This window comes from Bacillus sp. UMB0893 (assembly GCF_002858905.1).
Classification (GTDB): domain Bacteria; phylum Bacillota; class Bacilli; order Bacillales; family Bacillaceae; genus Bacillus_P.
The window spans coordinates 13,299-25,229 of record NZ_PKLB01000015.1 but is presented as its reverse complement, the minus strand read 5'-3'; the positions used below and the strand labels follow the sequence as shown (position 1 = coordinate 25,229).

Genomic DNA, 11,931 nt, shown 5'->3' with positions numbered 1-11,931 from the left:
CTCCTACTCTCTATCGCGATTCCTTGCATTAATTTGTTGTTGAGCTTCCCATTGTGTTATTGGTCTATCACGACTTACAACGTTTTCGACATTTTCAGAACTATTAACGCGCTGTTCGTTTCGACGATTGACTTCTTGAGAAACGGTCTCTCTAGTTGTAACATTCTCTTGTGTTCTACGATGCGTTTCAGTCTCATTGTTATTGCGATCTGTCACATTATTAACGGAACGATCATTGTTTTCATTGCTAATAAAATTACGAGTCACTGTCTCATTGATATTGCGTTCATTACCTTCATTACTAACAGACTGACGATTAACCGTATCATTGATATTGCGTTCGTTATTTGTGTTAACTAATCGTTCACGATTAGTCGTATCTTGAGAAACTTCTTGGTCTGTTGTTCGTTCAAGTATTCTGCGTTCAGATAATTGATTACTTTGTTTTTCATTGATCTTATCTTCGTGGTTGTTTTGATTCACCAAGTTAATATTACGTTCACTTTGCGTACGATCTGAAATTTCTGCATCGCGCATTTCTGGTCGTTCTAATGATGATGCAATTTCACTGCGCGCATCCTGCAAAGATTGACGGTCTGCTAAAGGAGCATTTGCAAGTCCTCCACTCTCTAAACGACGACGACGTAAATCATCAATAGATGTAATGTTGCCATTTTGATTTTCTGAAGGTGTTTCAAGCTTACGATCCATTAATTGTTCACGATCCGTACTTGCATTTTCAACTCCTGTACGATTTTTAAGTTTTGCATAATCTTCTTGACCTTCTTGAAACTCCTGATTGCTTCGATCAGCTAACATGGCTGTGCTTGCCCCTGCTATAAGGCCGTCTTTTGTTTTAAGAAGTCCTTCCTTTGTTGATTGAAGTTGCTGTTGTCTTTCCGCTAACTGATCTTTATTAAGCATGCCTATTTTACTCTGTCCTAAAGGCTTCCGTTCTGTTAATGGCTGATTGCGAATACGTCCGCTGCTGTTGTTTTCATCCATTCTATTTTTGACATTTCGAGCCATACTTCTCGCTTGGCTAAATTTCTGCCTATAATTCTGTAATGTGGCTCCTGTACTGCTTTCTACATTATTTACTGCTGTAGATACGATGTTAAACAGCTCTTTTCGCTTCGCCCATACCCCTACAAAGCAAATAATCTGTAAAAGCATCATGCCAAGATATCCTAAATCTGAACTTTCAGTTGCGCGGTACAAGATGGCTGAAATACCGAACAAAATTGTCAATAATAAAGCGATGGAGATTTTCATAAGCTGTGCATGAAGTACCTTCATTCCCCAATCGAAAGCTGCATTTTTCCAGCGTGGCACTAAAGCCATGAGCAACGGAACAGGTGCGAAAAGGACTAAAGCAAGGAATACCATTTGATACAGGATAATCGTTCCTGAAACCATTAATAAGAAAATGCCAATGATACTATTTGCGATAAAAAGCAATGGAACAAACCCGGCACGCTGTGAAATCCCATCAATAGACATCATTTTATTTTCCTGTTGAGTTACTTCAATTTCTACTTTTTTATTTCTATCTTCAGCATTTGCATAAGGATCAATTGAAAGAATTTCCTTAACACGGCTTTCCTCAACTTTTGTCGTGCCATATTGCATGAGCATATAAGGTTTTTTCACCATCAAATCAAACATCTGATTACGAATGGTTGCAATTCCTTCTTCTTCGGTATAAGAAGCCCCCGGATTTACAACACTAGCGGAGACAGCTAAAATATCACCCTGAAGATCACTAGACCAATCATTGATACCTTTCAAAATGGTAGATGCATTTGAGAAAAAACCAAGCGCAAAAACAAATATAACCATTGAGGATATAAGACCGCCCCAAGCCCGGCTGCTTTCACGTTTGACCATTCCCACATAAGTCGCCCATGCTCCTACAATTCCGATAATAAAAGTCACAAGCAACGGCCATAATCCGTTTGCCATGAAGCCGCCCGGTCCAAAACCAGCAATATTTTGAATGGCTGAACCTACTTCTTCTGTCACACCGGAAACAAAATCAAGTTCAAACGCTTCTTGGACAATTTTCATCGTAAAGTTTGCTAACAGAATATTGACATTCCAAATAGAATTGATAATTTCCATTAAGGCAATATAAATTTGTTTTCCTGCACCGTCTGCCCAATTCCACGGCATCCAGTCACCATCGGTATCTACCCAAGTATCCAACTTATAATGATGCTGTGGATATTCATTATATTTTAGGTCAACCTCTCCAACTGTTCCTGTTTCGGAATCTTGAGGTACTAAATTATCTTGAAGGCTTTCTGCTGAAGCTGGAACCTGCAACGTTAGAAGTAAGGCTACTGACAACAAGAAAAACCTCAATAGTTTTTTCATTCATCATGCAACTCCCTTAGTACTTCTGATTTCAAGCCCTCTACCTTCTTATCAAAATCGTATATATCCCCGTATTCAGTACGCTTCCAACCGTTATCAGTCTTAATAACTTCCATTTTATCTGTCTTTAATCTATTTTCTTTGATCGGATTCTCATAAGTAATTTCATAGAAGTAATGTTCATCATCGACCTTCCATTCAACTAGCTTATATTTTTTAACAGTTTTATTATTGTCAGCCTTGTCTTCAGCATCTAAAGCCGTCTCTTTTTCATCTAAAAGAGAAAGCAATTTAGATTGATCTCTTTGTGTATCTGCGTTGGCCCATTCAACCGGTATATCAGCTGGTCCTTTACCGTTAACCTGATCATTGCCGCAAGCTGCGGCAACAATGAGAAGGAATGAAATACTCATTACTAAAATCACTTTTTTCATACAAACACGCCTTCTTTCTTGAGTTTTTCTTCTATCTTTGGTCCATCACCATCTATACGAAGTTTCCCATCGGGAATAATCTCTCCTGGTTCTTCTTCTGCTGGCGGGCGTGTATCAAATGCATCAAATAGGTCTTTAAATAAAGCATTAATGGATACAACCCCTACACGTCCAGTAATATCTTGGAACAAGCATTGACCGTTCTGAAGCTCTCTCAAGGTTGATGCGTTGTATTCCGTATTTTTAAGGTTCAACAAGGAAAGAACATTTTCAATCTCGTTTGGATCGGTGCTTCGGAATGCGAATTTCATTCCGATATTGTTTTTCATTTTTTCATCCAGCAAGTCATTCGCATTTTGGGTAACAAAATAGATACCAGCATTCATCGAACGTCCTGCACGTACAAGGCGTGTTGCTAAATGGCTTCCCTGGCTTGTGTTTAAAACTGCCCATGCTTCATCAAGCAAAACCGTTTTAAAAATGCTACGGTCACTATGAATGAACTTTAAAGCAAATGATGAAATCGGAAGCATCATTGCAATTGAAAGCATTTCTGACAGATTATATTTCTCTTGCGGCGTATCTGGTGCTGGCAACTCAAGATTTTGAATCTGTAGGACATTTAAAGCTGTTTGAAGATTAATAGCTGAATCATTCTCACCATCACCGAAAAGCAACTGCGCAAAGGATAATTCGCTAAAAGAACGTATATGTTCACCTAACTGTTTTGCGGCTTTATCTTTGCTGCTCAATAGCGTTTTAACGACTTTACTTAAACATGGCTTTTCACCTTCTGCTACTGTTCGTACAGCCTGTGTAAGCTTTGGAAAGCGCTCTGAATCATCAAGTCTTACACCAGTTAAAAATGTCAAAATATCAAGAGCAAGCGTTTCTGCTTCTTTTATATTATTGTGAATGGAAAATGGATCTAGCCTTCCTTTATCTTCTGCCCTTGTAGAAAGCGAAATGATGTTTACCTGATCGCCCAACTCATGTAAATCTCGGGCCCAATTACCCCTTTCTCCCTTCGGGTCCAGGACTAAAGCCTTACCTCCTGAAAGGACAGATAGGTACGTTATTAGGTTGGAACTGAAGGATTTCCCTCCACCTAGAGAACCTAGAAATGCGGCTGAAAGGGCATTTGTCTTCGTTCCTCGAATACCTTGCGCAGCACGGTTTGGCATAATATAAACCGGCTGATCCAAAATCCCTGTACTTCCGATAAAGAATCCTTCACCATCTCCCAGCTGCTTCGTTGCTCCAAACATGCTGCCGGCAACAGTTGCTGGCTCCATAAAATGCACATAGTCTTTGATATAGCGCTTCGCACCGGGCAGAAATTCATTGAAAGCGAGCCATTGATCACCATATGGCTGTTCAACCTGAAACATCATATCTTGATACATGTCTTTGACAGTATCGCAACGGCGTTTTAATTCATCTTCATTAGTGGCCGATACTGCTAAAATGATTGATGTTTTAATTAACGGCATACGAGATTTTTGCAAATGAGCTTCTAGTTCTTGAGCTTCCGCTCTGCCATCAAGTACATTTAATCCTGTGTCATTTCCAGTTTCTCTCGCGTGCCGGTCTTGGTCTTTCAATTCTTTCTGCGCGTTACGAACAGAAGATAAGGCTTTACGGTTCTCCATTGTTTCAGTCCGAACACTGATTTCTACCGGAAAATCAAGGTTTTGAATAACATACATCCATTCCTCACCAGGAAATTGCATTTCATATGGCACATTTGCGATGGTCAAAAAAGCGACGTGTCCTTCAACTTCTTCACCTTCGTGCATTTGTTTTAAAATAATGCTTCGTTTTGGTGAATCATCGACTAAACCTTCTGATAAACGCAACACATCATGATATAAAGGACGACGAACCGTGATTTCACCTTCTTCAAACTCTTTATAATTAACCGTATAGGCTGGACTCCAATTCTTTAAAATGGGAGCTTTACCGATAGAACGATACCAATTCCGGCGAACCAGCCATTGAGTATCTTCTTCTATGACCGGTTCAGCCTTTAATCGAGTAGCCACTTTGTTAAAAACTCGGCGTTCAGCTTTTCGATACCGATCAATTTCATCTTCAATGATTTCAGGTGTATCAAGTCCCGATGCTTCATTCACTCCACCGATAAATTCTTTCCACGCTTCTTTTATATCTTTAATAATAGAAGCTTTTTTCTTCTTACTATCAGGTTTTTGTAATTTCACACCGATAAAGAAGCGGTATTCTGTTCCTTCTTTTCCTAACATTTTCTCAAGTTGAACGGCTGCATCTTCAGTATGTTTAGCTGCTGCATCTTTCAATGGTCCAGTTAGCTTTCTTTTAAAACGGTCATGCTTTTCTTGGATCGACTGAAAGTTTGGAACCACCAACAAATGTGTATCTAAATTGATTTGCCAAAAGAACTGCTTGATCTTTGTGAAAATAATATCTTTTTCATCATCAGCTAGAAAATCATAATTATATCCGGCTAGCTGATAGTACGCCCAACATGTTCCGTCCTGGGAGAATACTAGATTGCCTTCAAAATATTTAATCGGAAATTCGATGTTCATCAGCTTCACCCCTCTCATGGTAGCTCAATTGACGATAGCCAACTTTGCTCGCATATTTATATGGTTTCTTCATATCTGACACTTCTTGATAACGATTTTGTATATGTGGGGAAAGATGATATTGCACCGCTCGTATAAAAAAACGATGCGGCGCTTTCCCATCTAGTAACTGTTTCGTAAAAAACCAAGCAAATAGACCCGGTAAAAAGATATATTCAATCAACCCTAAATCAAGTAAACTTAAAGGGGGAAAATGGTTGAGTACCCACACAAGGAACACTCCACCCCCGAAAAATCCTATCTGCCGATACGTCAAGGGTATCGGCAGTGGGATATCTTGAATCCCGTATAAGACCTTCTCTACTTTCCAAACGCTATTATAGGTACGCAGTATTTTAGGCTTCATGGTACTTCCTCACTTTCTTCTGTTTCATTAACTTCCGAAAACGGTTGACCATAATTTAGAACCTAAATCTTTGACACTATCAGGCGTAAAGACGAATACTCCAACGATCATTGCGAAAATCGCAAATCCTACAAATTTAGAAAACTCACGTTTAACCAAGAAATAAATGGCTACAGCTCCAATGATTACTAAGAATAACGCTCCTACCTGTGTTGAAAACCACTCTTGAATATTTTCTCCGAAGTTCATAATCTTTCATCCTCCTAATATAGTAAATTATTGATTTTTCATTTCCTTAACAAACCAGCGATCTTCTTCTTTCACAAGGGTTATTTCATATGGGTAAATCACTTGAGCTTTGGATTGATTTTCTTGGAAAATCACCGTCGCATGGACTTCATATTCATTTTCAGAATCACCTGGCTTAATCACTGTGCTCTTTACTTCTTTAAAAGTAGTAATACCGTTCATCGTTTGGATCTCATCGCCTTTAGTGTAATAAGACAATTCTTCCTGTGTTCCGGTTGTATAGACTTTAAAGAAAGTGTTTAACCCTGAAGTAATTTCCTCTTGAAGTTTCGTATTTTGAATCTTTCCTTCTTCACTGATAGTCGCATTCGATGTAATTTCCGGTTTCTTTGCTGGGGCGACAAAATACGGAACCTTATGAACGACAAAAGATTTACCATCTGTTTTTACAGGAATGACGAAATACTTTTCATACGGTCCTGTTTTTTCTTCTTTAGCTTTCGGAGCTGGCTTTTTGTCTTTCTTTGCTTGCTCTACCGCTTTTGGATCAGGTGGCGTTGTTTTATTCAAGCTGTGCTGTACACGCAATGTAATTAACGCTGTATCTTCCCCTTTTTCTTCCACATTCCAAACCTGTGATTCCGACAAACTGCTGTTCCATTCCATTCCATCGAAGGCAAGACCTGCTTGGTCATTTAACCCTGTAGCAAGAAATGGTTGCAGTCGTTCAACACGTTTTTTCTTCTCTTCGTCTGTGTTCTGCCAATTGAAGTATTCAACAGCGAAATTCTCTGCGAAAGACTGTGCACCTTCACCAGCTGCAAGATTCTCTTCTTTTTTCACCTCTTCAACCGGCTTTTCTTCAACTGCACCGGCACCGGCATTTCCTACTCGAACAATCGCGACAACGGACAGAAACAGTACCAATGCAAATCCAGTCCAGAAGGTACCTTTTATTACTTTTTTCCTCAATACGGTTTTCGGATATTTACGCTTTTTCATAATGCCCTCCTTTATAAAGCTAGTGCTTCATTTGGGATTTCCACATATTGTCCTGTCGAAAAGTATGCGATCTCTTCTTTTGGTAAATTATCAATCACTTTCGATAATTCATTTAAAGTTTCTTTGCCTAATCTAAAAAGAAGTAAGCTATGACTATTATTAATCCACTTTTCAAAATTAGGCGGCAATTCTTGAGATGCGAAGTAAACATCCCACTTAAAGGCTTTTCCGCTTTTAAGTAAATCAAGTGCATATTCCGGGTGACATTCATCAAAAATTACTAACACAGGTTCTCTTTTTCCCCAAAAACCTTTTAAACGTTCTTTTAACTGCATTAGATCAAAATCGGTGTGACCATATAAATGAATTGCTTTTTGCTCTTTGTTCAAAAATTCTAAGTGCTCAAATTCTTTATATTTTGAAGCAAGAATTACATTTTTTACATTCGATTGATTAACGATCTCTTTCAGCTTTTCAGTTTTCCCCGTACCAACAGCACCAATCAGAAGTTTGCTCAATTTCATTTACCCCTTTCCATTTTAGGATCAATAAAAAGTACTCTTTCACCGTTTTTTATCGATTCCTCGATCATCGTGTACATTAAAGCACGCATACCAAACTTTCTTCCTCTGCCTATTTTCCCAACAACAAAAGCATTTCTATTATTTTCTTCGTGTGAAGGTAAAACTACCGGCTTAAAATTGCGAATACCTCCAATAAAAAATCCGTTTCCATCCACGTTTTCTACCTCCTCCTTTATTTCATCATTTCATTCATGGCATTTTTACGGCTTTCCTTTTTCTTCATTTCCTCTCCAAATGCCCAAACTGCAAGACAGATAAATCCAATCGCTCCAAGAGTTGCCCAGAGACCATGTTCTGCATAAAAATCTTTGACAATTTTTATTACATCATCAGCTGCTGTTGCAAAAGCTGGAAACTTTTCATACGAAAATTGGAAAAGAAAATACCCGATTGCTACCATCACTGCTAAAACGATAAAAACTACCACAATCCGCCTTATAAAGCTTAACAACATTTCTTTAATAGAGCTGTCGGTTGGTGTCGAACCACGCTTAACTTTGTAGCCCACCACTTCTCACCTCCTTTCAAACTATACATGCTACTACATGTATTTTCTGTTTCTGGTTTCAAAAAGTACAATTTTATTCAATTTTATTAGTTAAACTGAATAGCTTATCTGAATCAGATGAATGTTTAGCCTTCCAAATATCACCATAAGGATTTTCGATTACATCATCATAAGTAGCAAAAAGCAAACCACCGTTTATTTTTTCTAATTCTCTTGAATCACCTTTTTTAGCATTCAGCATTAAACGGTCACGTTCATTACTTTTTTCAGAAACAAACAAAACACGTACCATATGAATAGAAACACCGAAACGAAGATCATTTTCATAAGACTTTTTTCTAACGTATTGGTTGTAACGATAGATTTTTTCTAGTGTATTTTCAATTCGCTGGCGGCTGCGCTCCATTTCTACAAAATATAAAAAATGAAAGGTTTTTCCGTTCAAAACACGTTTCAATATAAATGCGCCGTCAGGACGAATAACTGTATTGGATGACTGTCTCTTTTTGCCGTCTTTATCTACCTTCCATTCACCGTAATTGCGAAAAGCACGGCGTTCTGAAAAATAATCATGAAATTCTATACCTGATTTTTCGGCATTTTTATAAACAGTCAAGATATTCGCCATTTTCAAGGAATGATAAATATATGTCGGTGTTCGCTGTGTCCATCTTGTATCCCAATCAGCTTCACCAAGAAGCTCACGGGCTTCTTGAATCCCTTTTGTATCAAGCGTATAGACTAAACGATCTGCACCCCTGACGTTTGGTTTTGCAACTGGAAAAGACTTTATATAACCTTCTCGCTCTAATGAACGAAGATGATTCATGATTGTATTTTTGTGAAACTTTGTTCCATCCTCATGGACAAATACGTAATCTTTTAAGTAATCGTAATCAACGAATACTAAATCATGTAAAGCAATGAATAAATTTTCTTCTCGTTCTCCAATATGTTTCGGCATTGATTATCCCCCTACAATCAAAACAAAGCATCCTCAAGACTAACTTCTTTTTTATCCTTTTTATCATCGGTCTTCACCTCTTCCTGAACCTGTGTTTGTTCACTAGAAGTATCGTTAGAATCGTTTTTGTTAGTTTCATGCGGCTTCTGTTCATCCTCAAGCTCATGTGTAAGATCATCTGAAAGTGGATCTTCTTCTTTTGGTTCAGGTTCATTTATATCTTCCAATAAATCAAAGCTCTCATTATCTGTTTTAATTTCGTCAAGCTCTTGTAGGAAGTCTTCATCAACTTCTATTACTTCACTAGCTGTTTCAGTAACTGGCTCATTGGTTTCAACTGGACTTTCTTCTAAATCTTCAATTACTTCAGGATCACTTGTTTCATCATCAAACATTTCTTCACTTACTTCATCCTCTTGTATTTCCTGAATGACTTTATTAGCTTCCAATTCAACAAGAGCTTTTTCTTCAATTTCCATTGTTTCTGCAATCGTCCGGTTCTTTATAACCGGAATCGAATCTTCATATTGTGCTGGCCCAGGAGCCTTCATTCGGATTAAAAAAGGACGTGTCCGCTCATTTCCTACTTGCATTCTCATATAAGCGTTATACGGCTCTACCTGTAAATAATCCGATTCTTGCAGTACTTCAGACGTCATGGATCGGTTTACATATAAAGCATCATCCGGTTCTCCCAATCGAAACGAAACGAAAGTTCCAAAATTTCGGAATATCGCAGAAGCAACTTCCCTCGGTAACTGATCTTTAATACCCTGCATCCCTAAAATGATAGACACTTTATATTTCCGAAGCTCCGATGCAAAAGATTCGATAGCATCTGTACTGTGCTCCATCAAAGTAGGTGCTTCATCCACCATTACAAAATGATAAGGTAGCTTGTGCCGTTCGGAAGATGGCGTATCTGCACGACTCTTACCAGCAAGCTCGGCAAACGTTAAGCACATGGAACCAATCAACTTCTTTTCATCACTAGTCAATTCTGACAGATCAAGCAAATTAATCATCCCTCGATCCATGCTTTCACGAAAACGCAAACCGTTCGTTTTGGCTCGAAGCATTTTACCTAAAACACCAGATAAAGTAATTTTTCGTAATTTATTCAGCGTGGAATTCGTTTTCGCTTGTAGCTCCCTATCCTGAAGCCCTTGCAAGTTGGCAAAATACAAATACAGATCATTTTCGATAGGATCACTTCGATTTAAACGCTCTAACACATTTTCACGATATTCAGGGTCACTCAAAAGTCTCTGTAAATTCGGAAGGCTCGCTTCCCCTAAACGCTGTAATGCAATGCCACCGTTCAAAAAATTGTCATCGATGTTTGGACCCCAAAAGTCTTTCCAAGTCCTTTTCAATACATCAGCAACCGTTTGAGCAATCTTATCTTCAGCAGAAGCAAAATCCACATCATACACGTTAAAGGGAATCTCACCTTCTGAAAACTTAATATATCGAACAAGATGCTGTTTTTCGGGTGGAATCCTTGCTGCTATGTCTTGGCATAAGTCACCATGCGGATCAATAATCGTTCCCCCTATGGATGTTCCAGCGCCTTCAAGATTGATTAAATCTTCAACCAAGTTATACATTGCCGTAGATTTGCCCATCCCTGACATACCCATAAAAGCAGCATGGTATCTCAAAGTCGCAAGATCAAACATTACATCTGTTTTCTTTCCATGATACGAATGTTCACCTAACGGAATAGCCAAAGCTGGATCAAACTTTGCATCTTTCAATTCTTTAGGCAACGGAGTTGATCTCATTTTCAGGCGATTCAATTTATTGCTGTGAACTCTCTCACTTGGAAGTCTCATGATAGCAGCCATTTCCTCTGAACCTAAAACCACTCTCTTTTTCATTGGCTCCATTGGATAGATACGATTTTGGTATTCCCAACGGAACAAAGGCCGAATCGTACGGAACCACCACCATTCACGCCCTTTAAGCTGATTTAACCGTCCACTTGAAAAAGTACCAATCGATCCTTTTGCACTCTTTATCAAATTCTTTGAATCTCGCTGATCCCTTCCAAAAGCCACTACCTTAATTCCTAACCTAGAAAGAACCCTTGTAGCTTTCCCCTCAATAGCAGACAAATATAATTCATTATCATGTTCTAACGTTTCATCAGCTGTACCCTGTTTATGAAACTGACGGACAATTCCTCTAAAACTTTTTTCTGTACCATAAGCAGGCTGTACAAGAAATTGCATATGAATTTCCTGCCCTTCCTCCAAATCGTCCAAAAATTCAATAATCTCTGCTTGTGTGTCCACTACTTCATTGTGGTAGGTCTTAATGGGTACTGTCCAATGACTTTCGGTGAATAGCTTAGTAGCTGCGTGTGGACGAGAAAAATCAATAGTATGATCATCTACCTCCACGATTTCTACATCTGAATGCTCTGCATAATATTTGCTTTTAAAAGCCCTTCCTATATGTTCATCAGGAACCCAAATGAAGTATCGAATCTGATCTTTATTAGCCACAATTTCCCAGCTAATCCACTCCTGTTTAACCAATCTCCTGTACCACGGACGAGTCAAAAAACTCAACATTGTTGTCCATGATGTTTCATCCTTAAAATACAAAATCTTGGCATCCATCGTTGTTCTCAACTCATAAACTTTTCCCTCTTTCGGAATCAAAAACGGCAACAAATGGTATCTCACTCATACTCACCCACTTTCCATACTCACCCTTCGAATTATCAACTAACACACTATATTCTCAATCACAAAAACTAAAAAACACATCTCCTAAAACCAAATAACTACCCACCAAACACCCCTACATACCACTCTAATTCCT

Annotated in this window: 11 protein-coding genes; all 11 read right to left on the bottom strand. The window is 38.5% G+C overall.

The annotated features are described in order from the left end of the window. Window positions 1-3: 3 nt before the first annotated feature. The 11 genes from CYJ36_RS22600 to CYJ36_RS22550 all read right to left on the bottom strand — a co-directional run bounded on the left by CYJ36_RS22600 (window position 4) and on the right by CYJ36_RS22550 (window position 11,792). Entirely contained in the window at window positions 4-2,379 is a 2,376-nt protein-coding gene (locus CYJ36_RS22600) for a CD3337/EF1877 family mobilome membrane protein (protein ID WP_070874442.1), read from the bottom strand. Continuing rightward, entirely contained in the window at window positions 2,376-2,813 is a 438-nt protein-coding gene (locus tag CYJ36_RS22595) for a hypothetical protein (protein WP_070874443.1), read from the bottom strand. Before CYJ36_RS22595 ends, CYJ36_RS22600 begins: the two co-directional genes overlap by 4 nt. Then, window positions 2,810-5,383, bottom strand: a complete 2,574-nt coding sequence (locus CYJ36_RS22590; protein ID WP_070874444.1) for an ATP-binding protein — start codon at window positions 5,381-5,383, stop codon at window positions 2,810-2,812. Before CYJ36_RS22590 ends, CYJ36_RS22595 begins: the two co-directional genes overlap by 4 nt. Further along, window positions 5,361-5,789 (bottom strand): conjugal transfer protein, encoded by a 429-nt coding sequence (locus CYJ36_RS22585; RefSeq protein ID WP_070874445.1) that lies wholly within the window; start codon window positions 5,787-5,789, stop codon window positions 5,361-5,363. The genes CYJ36_RS22590 and CYJ36_RS22585 overlap by 23 nt, the downstream gene beginning before the upstream one ends. A gap of 27 nt (window positions 5,790-5,816) precedes the next feature. Then, window positions 5,817-6,038, bottom strand: coding sequence for a hypothetical protein (locus tag CYJ36_RS22580; protein ID WP_070874446.1), 222 nt, complete (start codon window positions 6,036-6,038; stop codon window positions 5,817-5,819). A 27-nt stretch (window positions 6,039-6,065) separates the two neighbouring features. Continuing rightward, window positions 6,066-7,040: a conjugal transfer protein gene (locus CYJ36_RS22575; RefSeq protein WP_070874447.1), complete on the bottom strand. Its 975-nt coding sequence runs from the start codon at window positions 7,038-7,040 to the stop codon at window positions 6,066-6,068. An 11-nt stretch (window positions 7,041-7,051) separates the two neighbouring features. Next, window positions 7,052-7,558, bottom strand: coding sequence for a hypothetical protein (locus CYJ36_RS22570; protein ID WP_070874448.1), 507 nt, complete (start codon window positions 7,556-7,558; stop codon window positions 7,052-7,054). Window positions 7,559-7,560: 2 nt separating this feature from the next. Then, the gene (locus CYJ36_RS22565; protein ID WP_070874449.1) at window positions 7,561-7,779 is read right to left on the bottom strand and encodes a hypothetical protein; all 219 of its coding nucleotides are present in this window, start codon (window positions 7,777-7,779) and stop codon (window positions 7,561-7,563) included. A 17-nt stretch (window positions 7,780-7,796) separates the two neighbouring features. After that, on the bottom strand, window positions 7,797-8,132 hold the full coding sequence (locus tag CYJ36_RS22560; protein ID WP_070874450.1) for a hypothetical protein: 336 nt from the start codon (window positions 8,130-8,132) through the stop codon (window positions 7,797-7,799). 73 nt (window positions 8,133-8,205) lie between these two features. Next, entirely contained in the window at window positions 8,206-9,096 is an 891-nt protein-coding gene (locus CYJ36_RS22555; RefSeq protein WP_070874451.1) for a replication-relaxation family protein, read from the bottom strand. Window positions 9,097-9,113: 17 nt separating this feature from the next. After that, window positions 9,114-11,792, bottom strand: coding sequence for a type IV secretory system conjugative DNA transfer family protein (locus CYJ36_RS22550; RefSeq protein WP_257962594.1), 2,679 nt, complete (start codon window positions 11,790-11,792; stop codon window positions 9,114-9,116). Window positions 11,793-11,931: the final 139 nt, after the last annotated feature.

What these genes read in the sequence shown, in the direction of transcription:
- CYJ36_RS22575 (WP_070874447.1), bottom strand. Translation starts at nt 7,040, where the DNA reads ATGAAAAAGCGTAAATATCCGAAAACCGTATTGAGGAAAAAAGTAATA.
- CYJ36_RS22555 (WP_070874451.1), bottom strand. Translation starts at nt 9,096, where the DNA reads ATGCCGAAACATATTGGAGAACGAGAAGAAAATTTATTCATTGCTTTA.
- CYJ36_RS22595 (WP_070874443.1), bottom strand. Translation starts at nt 2,813, where the DNA reads ATGAAAAAAGTGATTTTAGTAATGAGTATTTCATTCCTTCTCATTGTT.
- CYJ36_RS22580 (WP_070874446.1), bottom strand. Translation starts at nt 6,038, where the DNA reads ATGAACTTCGGAGAAAATATTCAAGAGTGGTTTTCAACACAGGTAGGA.
- CYJ36_RS22600 (WP_070874442.1), bottom strand. Translation starts at nt 2,379, where the DNA reads ATGAAAAAACTATTGAGGTTTTTCTTGTTGTCAGTAGCCTTACTTCTA.
- CYJ36_RS22590 (WP_070874444.1), bottom strand. Translation starts at nt 5,383, where the DNA reads ATGAACATCGAATTTCCGATTAAATATTTTGAAGGCAATCTAGTATTC.
- CYJ36_RS22585 (WP_070874445.1), bottom strand. Translation starts at nt 5,789, where the DNA reads ATGAAGCCTAAAATACTGCGTACCTATAATAGCGTTTGGAAAGTAGAG.